Raw genomic sequence first — 18,648 nt, forward strand, 5'->3', positions numbered from 1 at the left:
AGCCGCCCTGTCGGCGAAGGCTCGGTAGGCTCCAGCCCGAGGCGTTCCCGCTCCCAGGGCGCGAGCCGCCTTGTCGGCGAACGCTCGGTAGGCTCCAGCCCGAGGCGTTCCCGCTCCCAGGGCACGAGCCGCCCTGTCGGCGAACGCTCGGTAGGCTGGTGGCACCAGCCCCATCAATCCACGCCCACAGTCAAACAAGCCCCCTTCTAGGGGGCCACGCAAACGATGGCGAAGCTCATACCAGCCCACCGAGGGAGGGAGCGCAGCGACCGACCGACCGGCCGCTTGCGGCCGTGCGTGGCAGAGTCGCTGACGCCCAGGGGGGTCTAAAGAACCCAGCCCCCTTCTAGGGGGCCACGTAGACCACCGCGAAGCTCATCCCAGCCCACCGAGGGAGGGAGCGCAGCGACCGACCGACCGGCCGCTTGCGGCCGTGCGTGGCAGAGTCGCTGACGGTTGTGGGGGTCTAGTTGTAGGGGTCTAAAGGACCGAGGCCCCTTCAAGGGGCCTCGCAGACCACGGCGAAGCTCATGTCAGCGCACCGAGGGAGGGAGCGCAGCGACCGAGCGGACGGCCTTGCGGCCGTGTGGGGCAGAGTCGCTGACGCCCAGGGGGTCTAAAGACTCGCTTGCTTTTAGCGCTTGTCCATCGGGACGTAGGCGCGCTCGCCCTCGCCGATGTAGACCTGCCGGGGGCGGGCGATCTTTTGCTCGGGATCCATGAGCATCTCTTGCCACTGGGCGAGCCAGCCGGCGGCGCGGGGGATCGCGAAGAGGACCGGGAAGAACTCGACCGGGAATCCGATCGACTGGTAGATCAGGCCCGAGTAGAAGTCGACGTTGGGGTAGAGCCTGCGCTCGACGAAGAACTCGTCGTCGAGGGCGATCTTCTCGAGCTCGAGGGCGATGTCGAGGAGCGGGTTCTTGCCGGTCTCGGCGAACACGTCGTGGGCGAGCTGCTTGATGATCCGGGCGCGGGGGTCGTAGTTCTTGTAGACCCGGTGACCGAAGCCCATCAGGCGGCGCTCACGGTTTTTGACGCCCTCGATGAAGCCGGGGATGTTGCCGAGGCTGCCGATCTCTCGGAGCATGCGCAGGACGGCCTCGTTGGCGCCGCCGTGGAGCGGGCCATAGAGCGCGGCCGAGGCCGCGGCCAGCGAGCAGTAGGGGTCGGTCTCGGCCGAGCCGACGGCCCGGGCGGCGCTGGCCGAGCAGTTTTGCTCGTGGTCCGCGTGGAGGATGAACAGGACGTCGAGGGCCTTCTCGATCGCCGGGCTCGGCTCGAACTTCGGCTCCGCCATGCGGAACAACATGTTCATGAAGTTGCCGACGTAGCTGAGGCCGTTGTCCGGGTAGATGTAGGGCCGACCCTGCATGTGGCGGAAGCACCACGCGGCGATCGTCGGCATCTTGGCGATGATCTTGATGATGTGCTCGCGGCGGACGGCGGGGTCGCGGACGTTCTTGCTGTCCTCGTAGAAGGTCGAGAGCGTGCCGAGCAATGAGACCAGCTTGCCCATCGCGTGGGCGTCCCACTTGAAGCCCTCCATCCCGTGGATCAGGTACTGGTGGACGTAGGTGTGGTGGGTGATCTGATCAACCCAGCCGTCGAACTCGGACTTGGTCGGGAGCTCGCCCCACAGCAGCAGGTACGCGACCTCGAGGAAGGTCGAGTGCTCCGCGAGCTGCTCGATCGGGTACCCGCGGTAGCGCAGGATGCCCTTGTCGCCGTCGATCAGAGTGATCGCCGAACGACACGAGGCGGTGTTCTTGTAGGCCGGGTCGTAGGCCATCAAGCCGAAGTCGTCGTCGTCGACCTTGATCTCGCGTAGGGCACTCGCTTGGATCGTGCCGTCGGTGATGGCGAGCTCGTATTCCTTGCCGGTTCGGTTGTCCTTGACAGTGAGGGTGTCGGCCATTCGCAGCTCCGTAGTTCCGTGGTTCCGGCCCCGAGAAGTCAGTTGGGATGCGCGGGGCCGCTGGGGCGTCGGCCGCCGCGATGATGCGCAAGACGGTTGTGTCCGTCGAGCAAAATCGCCGAGCGCGGGTGGAGGGGGGTGGGCCCGCGCTGATGGTGCTCTCTCGTCCCTGTCGTCAGGGTTCGATGGCGGGCGTGAACACCTGCCAGCGATCGAGGGCAACGCCGCCTTGGTCGACGCCGCCAAGCACGAAAGTAACACCGTTCGCGAGGGAAGCTAAATGGCCACCGCTGGCCCGTAGCGGGGCCGAATTCGGCTCGCTGACGCTGGCGTCGTCCCGCGCGATGCGAAGCCACCGCGCCTCGCCCTGCGCGTAGAGCGCGAAATCGTCGGCGAAGATCAGCGGGTCGGGCAGGGCGAGAGGGAGGAAACTCTCGCGGATCTCGACCTCGGCCGACCCGCCGACGATCACCTCGATGCTCGCGGCGTCGGCTGTCGGGCTGCCGTCGATCGACCCGCCCAGACACAGCACGGTGACCGCGTCGGCGCCGGGGTTTTGGATGGCGCAGGCCAGATCTCGCCACGCGAGGCTCGGCCCGACGCTGGCCCCGGCGCTGGTCAGCAGCGCGAGCGGCCCGGCCTCTTCGCCCCCGACGAGCAGGACGTCGGCGGTCGGGTCGTCGTCGGTTGCGATCCACAGGGCCGCGGCGCCCACGCGCGGAGCGTCGAGGACGAGGTCGGCGACGGGCGCGGCCGCGAGCACGCCGTCGTCGTCGGGCAGCAGATCGATCGCAACGCCGTCGAGCAGCCCGCCGCCGCCGAGCAGGTACAGGCGGGTGCGATCGGGATCGACGAGCACGGAGGCGCCGGGCCGGGCCCCGATCTCGGCGGCCCCGTCGACGCTGAGCTCGGACCACGCGTCGGCGCTGGGATCGTAGCGCCAGGCCGTCGGCTCGAGCTGCTCCCAGGCCATGCGCACGACCGCGCCGTCGGCGGCCGAGAACAGCCCGCCGTCGTCAGCGCCGAAGCTGACCGTGTCGGGCAGCCGACTCCCGGCCTCGAGCGCGAGCGAGTAATGGTTGAGCAAGAAAGTGTCGCCGTCGGCCTGGACCATCAGCATGCCGCGACCGATCGCCTCGGCGGCGAGCAGCGCGGGGTCGGGGGTGTCGAGGACCTCGGGCCAGGTCGACAGCAGCCCCGGGCGGCCGAGGAAGAGCGCGAGGCCGACGTCGGCGCCCGCGGTCGCGAAGGGCACCGTCGAGCCCCAGGCGAGGAGCTCGTCGCCGTCGGCGAGGTAGAGCTCGAGCTGCTGCAGCGAGGTGCTCGGCTCGCCCTCGAGCTCGAGGCTGAAGTCGAGGCCGTCGACCCCAAAGCTGAACGCGTCGCCGCTCGGGCGCATGACCAGGCTCGCGTTGTCGGCTCGCTCGTAGTCGCTGGTGTCGGCGGGCAGGATCACGGTGATCGGGAGCTCGCGGGGGCTCTCGCACGCGCTCGCGCCGGCCAGCGTGAGCGCGAGGCCGAGGCCGAGGCCGAGCTTGGCGGCGATCCGCTCGCGCGAGAGCCCCGTGACCCGCACGGTCTTGCGCTTGCCGGTCGGGCCGCGCACGAGCTCGATCGCGCTGCGCGGGACGCCGAGGGTCTTGCTCAGCAGCTTGACGATCGCCGCGTTGGCCCCGCCGTCGACCGGTGCGGCCTTGACGTAGATCTCGAGGCGGCCGTCGTGGAGCTTGCCGATCGACTCACGCGAGGACCGGGGCTTGGCGTGGAGGTCGAGATCGACGGCGCCGTCTGGGCGTACGCGGAGCACGGCGGGACCCTAGCAGGAACGTTCTGAGACCCCCACAACCGTCAGCAACTCTGCCACGCACGGCCGGTCGGTCGCTGCGCTCGCTCCCTTCCTGCGTCGATGGGATGTGCGACGCGCGGGCAAATCTAGTTTCCGGTGTCCGGGGGTCGCGCCGTGCGCGGGGGAATCGAGTCGGCTGGCGCGAAGCGGGGGCGGTGGCCGGACGCGCCCACGGGTCCGACGCCGACGTAGCGCCCGTCGCGGATCCAGACCGCCTCGCGGTGGAGGTTGACGGTCGTGCATACGTGGGCGGGGAGCAGCCACAGCAGCTGGCCCAGGGTCGGTCCGGCGGCGCCGGCGGCGACGCGGCAGGGCAGGTGCTCCTCGCTCGGGCGCTGGGGCTCGAGCTCGGGGTGATCGAGGACCGCGCAGCTCGGCGGCGCGACGTCGGGAGAGATGCCCTTGCTGCCAGCGTCGAGGGTCACGCGGCCGGGGCCGACGCTGATCACCCGAGTGGCCACGAAGGCCGCCGAGCGCAGGCCGATGTCGGCGGCCGCGTGGTGCGAGCGGCTGTCGGACAGCACGATCGTCCCGGGCGAGACGCGGTGCTGCCACGGACCGCCGCGGAGCCCGGCGTGGTCGAGCGCGTGGGCGTAGCTGTGGGTGCCCGAGGTCACCAGCTCGAGCGCGGCCGCCCCCGACTCGAGCGCGGCCTCGAGCGAGGCCTCGAGCGCGGCCGCGAGCTCGACGAGCGCGTCGTAGCCCCGATGAGCCTCGCCGCGTTGATCCCAGCCGAGGTGGCCGTCGTAGCCGTGCAGGCCCGTGAGCACGAGCGGCGCGGGCACGGCCTCGAGCTCGCGCCAGATCGCGGGCGGCGAACCGGTCCGCTGCATGCCGAGGTCGACGTCGAGCATGATCGGCAGGGGCGCGGTGAAGTCCTGGCTGCGAACCCAGCTCGCGAGCGCGGCGAGGTGCGCGGGCGAGTCGGCGAGCAGCTGGACCGTGGCGTGGGCGTGGGCCCGGGCGAGGCCGAGCGCGGCGAGCAGGGCCGCGCGCTGGAGCGGGTAGGCGAGCAGGACGTCGACGGCGATGTCCCCGGCGGTCGCGAGCAGCAGCTCGAGCTCGTCGCAGGTCGCAACCTTGAAGTGGCGCAGGCCGGCGTCGAGCATGGCCTCGATGATCACGGCCTGCTTGCTGGTCTTGAGGTGCGGCCGCCAGCGCGCGGCCCCGCCGACGCGCTCGAGCGTCGCGCGGAGGTTGGCGGCCACCGCGTCGAGATCGATGACCAGCGCCGGGGTGATCAGCTCGTCGACGAAGGGCGCGAGCGCGCGATCGAGGCTGTCCGTGGTCACGCGATCCAGGCTACAACCCCCGACATGAGCGACCAAGACCACAGGTCCTTCGCGCCGCCGCTGCGCATGCTGATGGGTCCCGGCCCGAGCGACGTCCACCCGCGGGTGCTCGCGGCGATGGCCCGGCCGACGATCGGCCACCTCGACCCCGAGTTCGTCTCGCTGATGGACGAGGTCAAGCGCCTGCTGCAGTACGCGATGCGGACCGACAACGATCTGACCTTTCCGATCTCTGCGCCCGGGTCCGCGGGCATGGAGGCGTGCCTCGTCAACCTGATCGAGCCCGGCGACGAGGTCGTGGTCTGTCGCAACGGCGTGTTCGGCGGGCGCATGCACAGCATCGTCGAGCGCGCGGGGGGCCGGCCGGTGGCCGTCGACGACGCGTGGGGCGATCCCGTCGACGTCGACAAGGTCGAGGCCGCTCTGAAGGCGCACGGCGACGCCAAGATCCTGGCCTTCGTCCACGCCGAGACCTCGACGGGCGCCCTGTCCGACGCCGCGCGCCTGGCCGAGCTCGCCCGCGCCCACGACTGCCTCACGGTCGTCGACGCCGTGACCTCGCTCGGCGGCGTGCCGCTCGAGGTCGACGCCTGGGGCCTCGACGCGGTCTACTCGGGCTCGCAAAAGTGCCTGTCGTGCGCGCCGGGCCTGTCGCCGGTCTCGTTCTCGCAGCGCGCCGTCGATCGCATCCGCGCCCGCGCGACGCCGGTCCAGTCGTGGTTCCTCGATCTGAGCCTGGTCATGGGCTACTGGGGCGGCGGGGCCAAGCGGGCCTACCACCACACCGCGCCAGTCAACGCGATCTACGGGCTCCACGAGGCGCTGCTCATGATCCACGAGGAGGGCCTCGAGCGCAGCTGGGCCCGCCACCGCCTCCACCACGAGGCGCTCGTGGCCGGGCTCGAGGGCCTCGGCTTGCGCCTGCGGGGCGACGCCGCCCACCGCCTGCCGCAGCTCAACGTCGTCGAGCTCCCGGCTGGCCTCGACGACGGCGCCGCGCGCCGCCAGCTGCTCGACGACTACGGCCTCGAGGTCGGCGGCGGGCTCGGCGATCTCGCGGGCAAGGTCTGGCGGATCGGGCTGATGGGGACGGCGTGCTCGCGCCGCAACGTGCTCGGCTGCCTCGCCGCGCTCGACGACGTGCTGCGTGGCGCCGCTCCGGCCGCGGGCAAGGGCCTCGGCGTCGCCGCCGCCCTGGCCGCCTACGGCTGAGGCGGGCGCTTGGGGTAGGGTGGCCCATGCGCTCGTGGTCCCTGGCCATTTTGCTCACGCTCACCGGGTGCTCGACGGGCGCGGGGGAGATCGAGGGCTCGACGCAACCCGAGCCGAGCGCGAGCCCCTCCGTGGCGACCGCCGCGGCCGCGGCACCCACCCCCACGACTGACACCGAGGGACAGCCCATGCGTGTGCTGGTGACGGGCTTCAACGACTGGCGCGATCTCGGCGACCCCGCCAACGTTTGGCGCTGCCGCGACAACCCCAGCTGCCGGCTCTTGCTCGGTGACGCCACCGAGCAAGAGCCGAGCGAGTTCCACGGCCCCCTCGCGGAGCGCCTCCGCGCTCGCGCGCCTGACATCGAGTGGCGCTTCGCGACGATGCCCGTGACCTGGGAGGCGTTCAGCGACGTCCCGGCCGATGTCGACGTGATCGTCAATATCGGCTTGGGCATCTACGATCGCTTTGACGTGCTCCAACTCGAGGCCGGCGCCTACAACCAGCGCGAGGGCGCCGACGCCCTCGGCCAAGCCCGCAGCGAGCCGATATCGGCCACCGCCCCCGAGGTCCTCGCCGCGCCCCAGCAAGGCCCCATCCCAACCCGCCTCGACGCCCTCGCCGGCCGCAGCTTCGGCTCCTTCGAGGTCGTGGTCGCGCCCGCCCGGCCGGCCAACACCTACCTGTGCAACGAGACCCACTACCACGCCCTCGAGGCCGTCAGGGCCGGCAAGGGGCGTCTTCGCGAGGTCTACTTCCTCCACATCCCCTATGCCGAAACCAGCGACTACACCCCGCTCGCCGAGGCCACCACTGACCTCATCTTGGCCTTGACCCCGACCGCTCACGAGTAGCCCCATGCGCGTCGCGGAGGGGAGGGCCAACAAGCACGAACCCCGAGACCGGCGTCGCCGACCTTGGGGTCCATCTGTTCCTCTCGAGGGCTTTGGGGCTGCGTTTAGAACGTGTAGCCGGGCAGCCCGGAGGCGCCGCACTTGCCCGTCATCAGCGCGGCCATCAGGAGCTTGCGGCCCTCGCTCTGGGCGGTGATGTCGGTGTTGGTGGTCATCAGTCGGACGCCGTCGTTGGCCTCGCCGAGGAAGATCTCGTGGGGCTCATACTGGAACAAGAGTTGGTCGCTGAAGCGCTTCTTCACTTGGTCGAACTTCTCGACCTCGACGTCGACCGTGCCCTCGAACACGAAGTTGCGCCACACGGTGAACAGGACCTCGCCATTGGCGGCGATGACCTCGCGACGCGAGCTGTGGAGGGCGGGGCTGTCGACCTCGCAGGTCTTCTCGCCAGCGGCGTCGTAAATGGCGTTATTCTCGATGAAGAGGTGCAACTGACCGTCGAGCTCCAGGCCCTCATAGACCTCGGCCTCGACGATCTCCCACACGATACTGCCGTCGTCGCTGCCACCGTCTGCCATCGTCATTTGGATGTTGACATCGAGGGACCCGCGGAAGTCGTTGCCGGTGTCCTCGGACGAGTCACAGGCGGGAGCGAGGGTGACGAGAGCGGCGAAGGAAAAGGCGGAGAGAGCGCTGCGCATGGTGGAAACCTCGGTTTCGTTCGGCCGTTGGAAGATAAGGCAGACTACAGAACAATGCCAGGGTTAAAGCGAAGAAAACCTGATGAATTTTGCGCACTGTGTACCGATTGGAGCCGGAATTCTCTATTTTCGGTCTAAATTACACACCCAACGGAATTGCTCATGGCTGATCTTCTGAGCACTCTTTTGAGCACTCGTTAGATCCTAAAACTGGCCACAATTAATATTAGGTATTGGCGGCATCAAAGATCAGCTATCGATCTTTGGGTCGGGCCGTCCTGCGCTGTGCCCGTGATTTCGGCAGGCGGTACAATCGCGCGTCCGGATGGAGCAGCTGCCCGAGTCCCAGCGGCCCAAGGAGGCCGAGACCGTCGCGGACATGGACAGTGATCCGGGCGACACGACGAAGCTGTCGACGATCGGGCGCTACGTGATCCTCGACTCGGTCGGGATCGGCGGCATGGGGCTGGTCTGCGCGGCTTACGATCCCAAACTGAATCGTAAGATCGCGCTCAAGCTGCTGCGCAACGCCTCGAACGACGAAGCCAGCGTCGCCGGCCGCAATCGGCTGTTTCGCGAGGCCCAGGCCCTCGCGCAGCTGAGCCACCCCAACGTCGTCACGGTCCACGACGTCGACGTGTTCGAGGGCCAGGTCTACATCGCGATGGAGTTCGTCGAGGGCACGACGCTGCGCGAGTGGCTGCGCGAGGAGCCGCGCGACTGGGAGGCGGTCCTCGACAAGTTCATCCTCGCCGGACGCGGGCTCGTCGCCGCGCATCAGGCCGACATCGTCCACCGCGACTTCAAGCCGTCGAACGTGCTGTTGAGCACCGATGGTGACGTTCGTGTGGCGGACTTCGGCGTGGCCAAGGAGCGCGATCGGCAGCAGCGCGATCCGGAGCGGGAGCGCGCGGAGTTCGAGCGAAAGCGGCGCACGGCGTCCGGGGACGGGGAGCCGCTCGAGGCGACCGCCGAAGACGCGCTGATCGACGAGATTCAGTCCAACGTCAGCGTCCAGCTGACGGTCGCGGGCCGCATGGTCGGGACCCCGGCGTACATGGCCCCCGAGCAGCACATGGGCCTGCGCATCGGGCCCTTCACCGATCAGTACGCGTTTTGCGTGAGCCTCTACGAGGCGCTCTATGGGCGCCTGCCCTTCGAGGGGGCGGACCGCCGCGACCAGCTCGCGAAGATGACCGAGGGCAAGGTGCCGCCTCCGCCCAAGGAGAGCGCGGGACGCAACGTCCCCCACTGGCTGCACAAGATCCTCGCTCGCGGGTTGCACCCGCACCCCAACGAGCGCTGGCCGTCAATGGAGGCGCTGCTCGCCGCGCTCGAGCGCGATCCGGTCAAGCGCATGCGTCGAGTCGCGGTCCTCGCCGTCGGCGTCCTCGGACTCGGTGCGGGGGTCGCCGGGATGGTCCTTGGCCTCGGACCCGACGAGGAGGTCAACCACTGCCCCGCGCTGAGCCGCGACATCGACGAGCACTGGAACGCCGACCGCCTCGCCGATGTCCAAAAGGCGTTCTTGGCCTCGAGCAAGCCCTACGCGGGCGACGCGGCTCGGCGCGTGAGCGAGACGCTCAACCTGTGGAGCGCGGTCTGGGGCGACAGCCGGGTCGCGATCTGCGAGGCCACGCGGATCGGGGAGCAGTCGGCTGCGCTGCTGGACGTGCGCATGTATTGCCTCGACCAGCGCGCCCGTGAGTTCGACGCGATGGTCGATCTGTTCGTGGAGGCTGACGACGAGATCGTCGAGCGCTCGGTCCAGGCCGCCTACGCCCTCGGCGACCCGCGGGCCTGTGAGACGGTCCGAGACACGGGCGAGATCGCCGACCGCGATCTCGATCAGGCGGTCGCCGAGCAGGTCAAGGCGATGGAGGCGGATCTCAACCGCGCGTTCGCGCTGGCCTCGGCCGGGAAGGCGGCCGAGAGCCTGCCGCTCCAGGCCCGAGTCGTGGCCCGGGCCCGCGATCTCCCCCACCCGCGCACGCGATCGCGGGCGCTCTACGATCTGTCCAAGTCCCAGTTCGAGACGGGCGACCTCGCGGGCGGTGAGGCCAGCTTGCGCGAGGGCATCGAGCTCGCCGCCGAGCTCGGCGACGTCGAGCGCGAGACCGAGGTCTGGTCGCGGCTGATCTTCTACCTCGGCTCGGAGCAGCAGCGCTTCGACGAGGGCCGGGCGTGGTCGCTCGCGGCGTCCTCGGCCCTGGTCCGGGCCGGCAAGCCGGCCAAGCTCGAGATCCGTCACGAGGGCACGATCGCCGCGCTCGAGCTGGCCGAGGGCCACTTCGAGCCCGCCGTCGAGCACTACGGTCGGGCGCTCGCGCTCGCGCGCAAGGAGTACGGCGAAGACCACCCGGCGACGATCCGCATGATGATGAACTACGCGGTCAGCGTGGCTCGCCTGCGCCGCTACGACGACGCCGAGGAGGTCCTGCTCGAGGCCGTGAGCCGGTCCAAAGAGGTCTACGGCGCCGCCCACCCGTGGCTGGCGACGGTCTACTACAACCTCGGCAACGTCTACCTGATCGCCGACAAGGCCGACAAGGCCGAGCAATCCTACCGCGACGCGCTCCAGATCCGCGAGCGCGTGGGCGGCCCCGACGCGCCGAACCTGGCCCGTCCGCTCCACGCCCTGGCCAAGATCGCCCGCAAAAACGAGCGCTACGACGATGCGCTCGCCGACCTCGAGCGCGTCGTCGCGATCTATATCAGGACCCGCGGCGAGAGCTCGCGCGACGTCGCGGCCGCGTTGTTGGACATCGCCGCGACCCAGCAGGCGCTCGGTCGCTACGAGCACGCGCGCGCGACCTACGACAAGGTCGAGGCCATCTACGACAAGATCTTCCCCGACGGCCACGTCCACGTTGGCGGGCTCGAGAAGCGGCGCTGCGAGCTGTTCATCGCGGCCGAGCTGTGGGTCGCGGCCGTCGAGGCCTGTGACCGCGCGCTTGCGAACAACGCACGCTTCGACATCGAGCTGGAGATTGAGCGAGAGATCCAGGCGCTGCTCGTCGAGGCCGAGCGCGGGCGTGGGCGCGGGCTCGCGGCCGAGCGCGCGCAGCAACGCGTCGACGCCCTCGACGCCCAGATCGCCGCGGCCGCCAGCCAACAAGACCCAGGCTGAGAACGAGCGGCCACGAAAACCACCGACCGCGGCGAGCAGGCGCCGCGGCCGGTCGTTCGAAAAAACCAGGATCCGTCACTCGCTCGACATCGGCGTCGGCGAGGACATGGGCACCGCGGGCAAGACCTTGATGTCGAAGCCGCCGCGGTCGAGGCTGGTCCCCGTATCGTGCCACATGCCCCGCCAGACCACGGTATTGCCATTGTATGTGCCCAGCGGAACCTCGGGCACGTGAAAGCCGAAGGTCAAGCGATGGCTCGAGAAGGGGCCCATGAAGGTCCGATCCGAGGAAAACTCGGGCCACCGCTTGTCGCGGCCGATCCAGCCCTCACCGAGGGTGAGGATGTTGCCGAGTCCGAAGTAGATCGTGGCGTAGACGGGGTGGTAGGCGACCGGGTCGGGGTTTCGGACCCAGACATGGTAGGTCGCGGGGTTGCCGATCTGGACGGTGCTGTTCCAGGCCTGGGAGTAGATGAAGGGCGTCTTGGTCGTAGCCGTCCGAACCTTTTTTTCGAGCTCCTTTGGATCGAGGCTCGAGAACGACATTCCCTGACCTTGCGCCATCTCCCGTAGCATCGGGATCTCTTCGCTCAGGTGTTGGAGTTCCATTTTGATCTGTTCTTCACTCTTTGCGGCCATTATCGGTTGTCCTTTTGTTGCGTCGACTACCCATCAAAGCAGCGCGGGGCGAGCCCCCGCGCGGCTGTCTTGCACCCTAAATGTACGCATACCGTAAGTCGACAAATGATTGTCATTATGCATATTTTTCGGTGCCACCCTCGCGAAGTTCGAGAGGGCGGCGAGCCACGCGCCGTACCAGGTCGTCAGTCAGCCGATGATCATGTCTTCGCGACGAAGCTGGCGGCCGTCACGAAACCGACAGGGGTCCCAGCGCGTGAGCATCGGGTGGGCCTCGCCCGTGGCGAGCCACCGCGCGACCAGCTTGCCGACCGCCGGGGCCATCATGAAGCCGTGACCCGTGAACCCGCAGACCTGGATCAGCGCCGGGTGGTCGGGGCTCGGGCCAACGATCGCGTCGCCGTCGGGCGAGATGTCGTAGGGCCCGGACCACTGGCGCAGGGGCTCGAGGTGGCGGGCGATCGGCATCACGCGGGTCAGCGCCCGCGCGACGTTCGACAAGAAGCGCAGGCTCGAGCCGAACTCGACGCGATCGCTGGGTGGGAGGCCCGGGGGCTCGGGTAGCGTGATCCCGGTGACGAGCTCGCCGCGGGTGCTCTGCGAGAAGTACAGCCCGGTCTCGAGGTCGACGACGAGAGGGTCCAAGAAGGGCTTGAGCGGCTCGCTCGACAGGATCTCGTGGCGGTGGGGGTGGTTGGGCAGGTCGATCCCGAGCGAGCGGTTGATCGCCACGCTCCAGGCCCCGGTCGCGTTGACGACCCGCGCGGCCCGGACCTGCTCGCCGGTTGAGAGCCGCGCCCGATAGCCGCCGTCGGCGAGGGGCTCGAGCGCGTCGACGCTGGTGTGGGTCCGGAGCGTGACCCCGCGGGCGACCGCCTGGCCGGCGTAGCCCCACACGAAGGGCCACGGAAACACGACGCCGTCGTCGGGGTTGTAGGCGGCCACGCGGACCTCGGACACGTCGAGCTGCGGGACCAGCTCGAGGGCCTCGCGCGCGGCCAGGAGCCGGGTGGGCACGCCGACCTGCTCGTGGACCGCGACGTTGCGATGGAGGCGGCGCTCACCCGACTCGGTCCGGGCCAGGAACAGGTAGCCGCCCTGGCGAAACCACAGGTTGATGTTGAGCTCCTGGGCGAGGTGGCGGCACAGCTCGATGCTCTCGCGCATCAAGGCGACGTTGCCCGCGTCGCCCCACTGCATGCGCAGGCCGCCGCCGTTGCGGCCCGAGGCCCCGGACACGAGGTAGCTGCGCTCGACGACCGCGACCTTGCCCATCGCCGCGTGGTGGTGGCGGGCGAGGTTGTAGGCGATCGCCAGGCCCATCACGCCGCCGCCGATGATCAGCAGGTCGAGCTCCGCGGGCAGCTTGGCGTCGCGGCTGCCGAGGGTCGCGTGGTCGGGCGGGCTCATGGCGGGTCCGTCGCCTCCTCGGCCGCGCTCGAGGGCTCGGGATCGGCGAAGGGATCGGGGGCGGTCGCGAGCGCGCCGAAGCTGACCGGCTCGGTCGGGGGCCGGGCGGTGAAGGGCTGGAGCTCGTGGGGCTCGGCGAGCCCGCGGCGGATCAGCTCGCGCGCGACCGCGGCCATGCACTCCTTGCCCTGGCACGGGCCGGTCCCGAACCCCGTGTAGCGCTTGATCTCCTCGATCGTGGTGAGCCCGGCCGCGAACGCGTGGTCGAGCTCGCGCTTGCTCACGTCTTCGCAGCGGCACACGAAGGATCGGTCGGTCATTTTGGCTCCTGGGGGGGCTCGGCGAAGCGGTCGCCGACGACGGCGCGCTCGCGCATCGGCGGCGGCTGGGGCGGGGCGCTCGGGGTGTAGTGCCGGGCCCCGCGTGCGTCGTCGGGCGCGGCGGCGAGGGCCTCGAGCAGGGCCGTGGCCACGCGCGCGCCGTCGCGGGCCGCCGCCTGGGGTCCGATCCACCCGCAGACGTCACCCGCGGCCCACAGGCTCGTGGCCCCGAGCGCGCCGCAGCGTCCGTGGCTCGCGGCCGCCCGCTCGACGGCGAAGCCCGCGCCGTCGAAGCGCAGCGACACGCCGGCCTGGGCCGCGAGCTCGTGGGCGGGCGCGGGCGGTCCGGCGACGGCCACGAGCGCCGCGCTGACGCGGCGCCCCCGGCAGATCAGCGCCTCGACCCGCTCGCCCCCGACGGCGCGCTCGATGTCCTGGGGCTCGACGAGGTCGACCTTGGGGGCGTCGGGGCTGCGCTGCGCGTCGAGGGCCTCGCGCAGGGTCGCCGCCCAGGGGCCCTCACCGACGACCACGCAGGGGCCGGCGATCCGGGTATCCGTCCGCCGCAGCGCGCGGACGAGCCCGCGGGCCGCGACGATGCCCGGCAGATCGTTGTTGACGAAGGGCACCATGGGGTCGCGGCTGCCCGTGCAAAACAGCAGGTGACGGGGACGGATCGCGTGGAGCCGCTCGGTCTGCCCGCGCAGCTCGCTCGCGCCAACGAGCGCCAGGGGTTGTTCCAGAGGCCCTCCCTCGCCAGGTCCGGGCAGGCCCTGGCGGGGACCCGGGTAGATGCCGAACACCCCGGCGTTGGCGAGCAGCTTGGTCGGCGCGGGGCCGCAGAGCTCGGGGGCGAGGTTGGCGTCGAGCTGCGTGGGCGCGAGGCGATCGAGGATGAGGTGGTCGACGCCGGTCTGCTCGAACACGGCGGCGGCGGCTCGCCCGGCCGGGCCGGCCCCGATGATCAGCACGGGCAGCTCGTGGCCGAGGTACTCGTACTCGCGCTCGCTGACGCCCTCGGGCAGCTCGCCAAAGCCGGTCAGGTTGCGCGCGAACTCCTGCATGACCTGGTTGACGACCCGCGGCCGGACCATGAGGTGGTGGTGATCGATGCCGCCAGGAAACACGCGGTCGACGAGCTGGGTCGGGTCGAGGCGCTTGGGCTGGTAGCTGTTTTGCGAGCTCGCGCGCATGCCCTCGCGGACCGGGACCATGCACGCGCGCACGCTCGGTCGGCCGTCGACGCGGACGAGGCAGGTGCCGCAGTCACCGCCGAGGCAGTAGGGCCCGCGCGGGCGGCGGTACTTGGGCGAGCGGCTGGTCATCAGCATGCCCGCGGCGATCAACGCGGTCGCGAGGGTGTCCTCGGGTCGCGCTTCGATCAGCGCCTCGTCGAAGCGCAGGCGCACAGCCTGAGCCTCGGGCTTAGCGGGCACCAAGAGCGGTCGCTTGCGGCTCACATGGCCCTCGTACCACGTCGCTAGGCGCGTGCGCCGAAGATTGCGGTTCCAACCCGGATCAGCGTCGCGCCCTCTTCGATCGCAAGCTCGAAGTCGGCGCTCATGCCCATCGACAGCTCGCGCAAATCGACGCCGGGGCGCTCGGGCCCGTCGCGGAGGCGCTCGTGGAGCTCGCGGAGCTCGCGAAAGAAGCGCCGAGTGTGCTCGGGCTCGCCGGGCGGGGGGATGATCATCAGGCCGACGCAGCGGGCGTGCTCGGCCGTCGCGCAGGCGTCGAGCAGCGCGGGCACGTCCGAGGGCGCGACGCCGGCTTTTTGGTCCTCGCCGCCGAGGTTGACCTCGATCAGGAACTCCTGGACCCACCCGCCGTTTGCGGCTCGGCGCGAAATCGCGTCGATCAGCTCGGGCCGGTCGACGGTGTGGATCAGCGCGGTCTTGCCGACCATGTACTTGAGCTTGTTGGACTGGATCGCGCCGATGTAGTGCCAGCGAGCGTCGCGCTCGGGCGGCCAGTCGCGGAGCTTGTCGCGCAGCTCCTGGGCGTAGTTCTCTCCGAAGTCACGCAGGCCCGCGGCGTGGGCGGCCACGATCTTGGCCAGGGCTTGGCGCTTGCTGACCCCGATCAGGCGGACCTCGGGCCCGGGGCCGCGGCGCTCGATGGCCGCGGCCATGCGCGCGCGGACGCGCTGGAGGTTGGCGCCGATCTGTTCGACGAGCTCGGGCTTCGGCGTTGCGGTGTGGTCAGTCATGGCTGTGTTGGTCGCGGTGAGCCTCGAGCATGGTCAGGACCTGCGCGAGGGGGAGGCCGACGATCCCGGTGTAGCTGCCCTCGATCGCCTCGACCAGCCCTGCGGCGCGGCCCTGGATCGCGTAGGCGCCGGCCTTGTCGGACCACTGCGCGGCGTCGAGGTAGGGGTCGATGAAGGCCGCGAATTGTGCGTCGCTCAGCGCCCGCATGCGCACGATGCTCGTCTCGACCAGGCGCTCGACGACCGGCGGTGAGCTGCGCGGGCGGGCGAGGGCGCAGGCGGTGCTGACTCGGTGGGCGCGGCCGCGGGTCAGCTCGCGCAGCATCGCGGCCGCGTGGGCGCGATCGCGGGGCTTGGCCAGGGGCTCGCGGTCCTCGTCGAGCCACACGGTCGTATCGGCGGCCAGGATCAGCGCCGCGGCCGGGAGCTCGGCGAGCGCGGCCGCGGCCGCGGCCTTGAGCGCGGCGACGCGCTCGACGTAGGCGATCGGGGCCTCGCCGGGGCGCCACGACTCGTCGCAGTCGACCGGGCGGACGGTGAAGCTCAGCCCGGCGCTGCGCAGGAGCTCGGCCCGGCGCGGTGAGGCCGAGGCGAGGACGAGGGCGGGGGGAAGCATGGCGCGGCGATGCTCTCGCGCGCGACGGTGGCTTGCAAACCGTTACACTGTGGCCATGTCTGCTCGACCCCCGCACGGGTCCCCTCCGTGTTCGCGACACGTCTCGCCCTGCGCGCTCGTCGGCCTCGCGCTGGGCCTGACGCTGCTCGCGGCGCCCCTGCTCGACAACGACACGCCCGAGTCGGCCACCGCGCGCGCCCCCGCCGAGGCCCCCGACCCCCTGCGCGGCCTGTGGATGCGCTACGACTCCCGGGCCGAGGGCGATCCGCTGCGCTTTTGGTACTTCCACGGCGACGGCAAGGGCCTGTACCGCTACGGCAAGGTCGGGCTCGCCAACACCCACAGCTTCGACTACCAGCTCGACGCGGAGCCGGGCCAGGACGTCGGCCTCGAGCTGCGCTTTCGCAAGCGCGGCGACGAGCACTCGCTGACCGCGGCGCTCGACCAGGACGGGCAGGGGCGCACGTGGATGACCCTGCGCGGCGATCCCTACGAGCCCGGCGCGCGCTACCGCAAGGTCGAGTCAGAGCTCGACTTCGCCGCGCTCGCCCGGCCGAGCGAGCTCGCAGCGGCGAAGGGGATCGGCGATCGGATCTGGATCGACTACCGCAACCTCGCGACGGGCGGCTCCGAATTTCACATGTACCAGCTCGCCGCGACCGCGATCGACGGGCGCGGGGTCGGGTGGTTTCACCGCGGGGACTTCGACGACTGGTCGACGGAGTCGCTGACCTACCGGATCGACGGCGACCGGGTCGAGCTGTTCTTCGACATCCGCGAGGAGCCCAACTCGACCTCGTTCCGGGTGATCTCCGGCGAGCAGGGCCGGGTCTTGGTGCTCGACGAGGATCCGCGGGACTTCTGGGCAACCCACCGCTACCGCGACGGTGGCCGCTCGTTCGAGACCGCCGCCTTCGACCTCGTCATCGGCCTCCAGCGCTGGCTCACCAGCTCAGGACCGCGTCCGCGATCTGCGGGTTGACCCCGGCCGCGATCACGATCGAGACCACCAGCCCGATCGAGACGAAGAGCAGATCCTTGGCGATCAGCTTGCCGACGTCGCGCATCGAGCGGCGCTCGTCCTTGGCCCGGGTCAGGTTGATCGCCAGCTCGCGGCCCGCGAGCAGGCCGAGGAACACCCAGGTCGTGCTCATCGGGATGTTCGACTGGATCTTGAACACCAACAAGATGAGGGCGTAGGTGCAGTCGATCATCGTGGCGTGTCGGACATCCACGACCACGGCCTTCTCTTCGACGATCTCTTGGATCTTGTCGCCGCCGATATTGAACAGGACCGCGAGGCCCAGGAACAGCGCCCCCGCGACGGCGAGGAACTCGGTGAACGCGAGCTCCCGGGGCAGGAACACGGCCACGTTGGCGGCGTCTTGGGTCAGCCACATGCACCACAAGAACGCGGTCGCTGCCCACTGCGCGGGGTACCAGATCATGCGCGGCTCACCGCGGAATTTGCGGTCGATGAGCCGTCCGAGCGCGAGCCACAAGATGATCGCGACGACGAAGGCGATCACGTAGCCCGACACGCTCTTGGTCAGGACCGCGGTGATGCCCTTGGCGCTCGTCGCGAAGGACGAGAGGATGAGGAAGGTCGTCGAGACCGGGATTCGCATCCGGGTCAGGATGAGCAAGAACAAGGGCCCGGCGACCTGGAGGAACGCGAAGGTCTGAGGCGCGTCGGCGAAGCCCTTGGACGAGAGGCGGCCGTAGCTGACGTCGCCTCCGTTGACGTACCAGCTGTAGCCGAGCGTGCCGATCAGGATCCCGCCGATGAACAGCCACAGGACCCACCAGGGTCGCTGCTTGTTGGACGCGATGAAGGTGCCGATGGTCTGGATGCTGTCGTTGGCGATGACGGCGTAGCCGGCAAACACGAACCCGACCCACATCGCGATGTCGGGGTACGGATAGGCGAGCCCCGAGACGAGGAAGCCGACCGTGAGGATCGCCAGGAAGATTCGCTCACGGACTACGAGCTGGATGAACCTGCGCGGAAACCCCGTAAAATCGTTCTCTTCGACCATGGCTGAGGCCGCGAGGCTCCGCTTTCCACCTCGGGAGCGTCAACCTCGTGGTCGAGTGTTTGCACGAACGTCACACAGTCCAAATTGGGCTACGGAGCCGCTCTGGGGGCGTAAAGGCGTCATTGACGCCCTGTCGCGGCCTCGGATTTTTTCCGTCGTGACCGGGCTGACACACGTGTGCTAGCAGCCCGGGGTGCAATGCATCGTGTCGCCTCGCGCCGGAATTTGCGCCGAGGGCTTTGTCGCCAAAACTTGCAGTACGCCCGGTACAGCGGCGTTTTGGCTTCGCGCCCTCGGCGCAAATTCCGGCGCGAGGCGACACGATGCATTGCACCCCGGGCTGCTAGGCCTGACCCAGGATCTCGCGCAGCTGCGCGACCGTGTGCTCGTCTTTTTGGATCAGCTTCGCGGTCCCGTCGAGCTGTCGGCGCTGGCCCTGATCGAGCTTCGCCGCGGTGCACA

The 18,648-nt window shown here is 69.9% G+C and carries 15 protein-coding genes; 4 read left to right on the forward strand and 11 right to left on the reverse strand.

The window, feature by feature from the left end; genetic code table 11:
• Positions 1–634 precede the first annotated feature (634 nt).
• The 3 genes from ENSA5_RS30755 to ENSA5_RS30765 form a co-directional block, all read right to left on the reverse strand.
• Positions 635–1,918 carry a citrate synthase gene (locus ENSA5_RS30755; protein WP_106395284.1) on the reverse strand — a complete coding sequence of 428 codons (1,284 nt, stop codon included), beginning with the start codon at positions 1,916–1,918 and terminating at the stop codon, positions 635–637.
• Positions 1,919–2,093: 175 nt separating this feature from the next.
• Entirely contained in the window at positions 2,094–3,725 is a 1,632-nt protein-coding gene (locus ENSA5_RS38995) for a DUF167 domain-containing protein (protein ID WP_219906895.1), read from the reverse strand.
• Positions 3,726–3,850: 125 nt separating this feature from the next.
• Entirely contained in the window at positions 3,851–5,056 is a 1,206-nt protein-coding gene (locus ENSA5_RS30765) for an alanine racemase (RefSeq protein ID WP_181198323.1), read from the reverse strand.
• Positions 5,057–5,080: 24 nt separating this feature from the next.
• Between ENSA5_RS30765 and ENSA5_RS30770 the strand changes: the two genes are divergently transcribed.
• Entirely contained in the window at positions 5,081–6,268 is a 1,188-nt protein-coding gene (locus ENSA5_RS30770) for a pyridoxal-phosphate-dependent aminotransferase family protein (protein WP_106395286.1), read from the forward strand.
• A gap of 188 nt (positions 6,269–6,456) precedes the next feature.
• Entirely contained in the window at positions 6,457–7,122 is a 666-nt protein-coding gene (locus ENSA5_RS30775; protein ID WP_106395287.1) for a C15 family peptidase, read from the forward strand.
• A gap of 104 nt (positions 7,123–7,226) precedes the next feature.
• On the opposite strand, the gene ENSA5_RS30780 is transcribed toward ENSA5_RS30775, so the two are convergent.
• Positions 7,227–7,823, reverse strand: a complete 597-nt coding sequence (locus tag ENSA5_RS30780; protein ID WP_106395288.1) for a hypothetical protein — start codon at positions 7,821–7,823, stop codon at positions 7,227–7,229.
• 325 nt (positions 7,824–8,148) lie between these two features.
• Here ENSA5_RS30780 and ENSA5_RS30785 point away from each other — a divergent pair, with 325 nt between their 5' ends.
• Positions 8,149–10,953, forward strand: coding sequence for a serine/threonine-protein kinase (locus tag ENSA5_RS30785; protein WP_106395289.1), 2,805 nt, complete (start codon positions 8,149–8,151; stop codon positions 10,951–10,953).
• Between the two features lie 75 nt (positions 10,954–11,028).
• Here ENSA5_RS30785 and ENSA5_RS30790 read toward each other — a convergent pair whose 3' ends face one another.
• The 6 genes from ENSA5_RS30790 to ENSA5_RS30815 all read right to left on the reverse strand — a co-directional run bounded on the left by ENSA5_RS30790 (position 11,029) and on the right by ENSA5_RS30815 (position 16,147).
• Positions 11,029–11,517 carry a hypothetical protein gene (locus ENSA5_RS30790; protein WP_146156282.1) on the reverse strand — a complete coding sequence of 163 codons (489 nt, stop codon included), beginning with the start codon at positions 11,515–11,517 and terminating at the stop codon, positions 11,029–11,031.
• Between the two features lie 264 nt (positions 11,518–11,781).
• The gene (locus ENSA5_RS30795) at positions 11,782–13,002 is read right to left on the reverse strand and encodes an NAD(P)/FAD-dependent oxidoreductase (RefSeq protein WP_258183072.1); all 1,221 of its coding nucleotides are present in this window, start codon (positions 13,000–13,002) and stop codon (positions 11,782–11,784) included.
• Positions 12,999–13,322, reverse strand: a complete 324-nt coding sequence (locus tag ENSA5_RS30800) for a (2Fe-2S)-binding protein (protein ID WP_106395291.1) — start codon at positions 13,320–13,322, stop codon at positions 12,999–13,001. Before ENSA5_RS30800 ends, ENSA5_RS30795 begins: the two co-directional genes overlap by 4 nt.
• Positions 13,319–14,782, reverse strand: a complete 1,464-nt coding sequence (locus ENSA5_RS30805; RefSeq protein WP_106395292.1) for a (2Fe-2S)-binding protein — start codon at positions 14,780–14,782, stop codon at positions 13,319–13,321. The genes ENSA5_RS30800 and ENSA5_RS30805 overlap by 4 nt, the downstream gene beginning before the upstream one ends.
• A gap of 20 nt (positions 14,783–14,802) precedes the next feature.
• A complete protein-coding gene (locus ENSA5_RS30810; RefSeq protein ID WP_106395293.1) occupies positions 14,803–15,531 on the reverse strand; it encodes a YggS family pyridoxal phosphate-dependent enzyme in 729 nt (242 codons plus the stop codon).
• On the reverse strand, positions 15,524–16,147 hold the full coding sequence (locus ENSA5_RS30815) for a Maf family protein (RefSeq protein WP_106395294.1): 624 nt from the start codon (positions 16,145–16,147) through the stop codon (positions 15,524–15,526). Before ENSA5_RS30815 ends, ENSA5_RS30810 begins: the two co-directional genes overlap by 8 nt.
• Before the next feature lie 55 nt (positions 16,148–16,202).
• Between ENSA5_RS30815 and ENSA5_RS30820 the strand changes: the two genes are divergently transcribed.
• Positions 16,203–17,129, forward strand: coding sequence for a hypothetical protein (locus tag ENSA5_RS30820; RefSeq protein ID WP_146156283.1), 927 nt, complete (start codon positions 16,203–16,205; stop codon positions 17,127–17,129).
• Here ENSA5_RS30820 and ENSA5_RS30825 read toward each other — a convergent pair.
• Entirely contained in the window at positions 17,092–18,186 is a 1,095-nt protein-coding gene (locus ENSA5_RS30825; RefSeq protein ID WP_106395296.1) for an inorganic phosphate transporter, read from the reverse strand. The genes ENSA5_RS30820 and ENSA5_RS30825 overlap by 38 nt on opposite strands.
• Between the last annotated feature and the right edge of the window lie 462 nt (positions 18,187–18,648).

It is taken from the genome of Enhygromyxa salina (assembly GCF_002994615.1).
GTDB classification, from domain to species: domain Bacteria; phylum Myxococcota_A; class Polyangia; order Nannocystales; family Nannocystaceae; genus Plesiocystis; species Plesiocystis salina_A.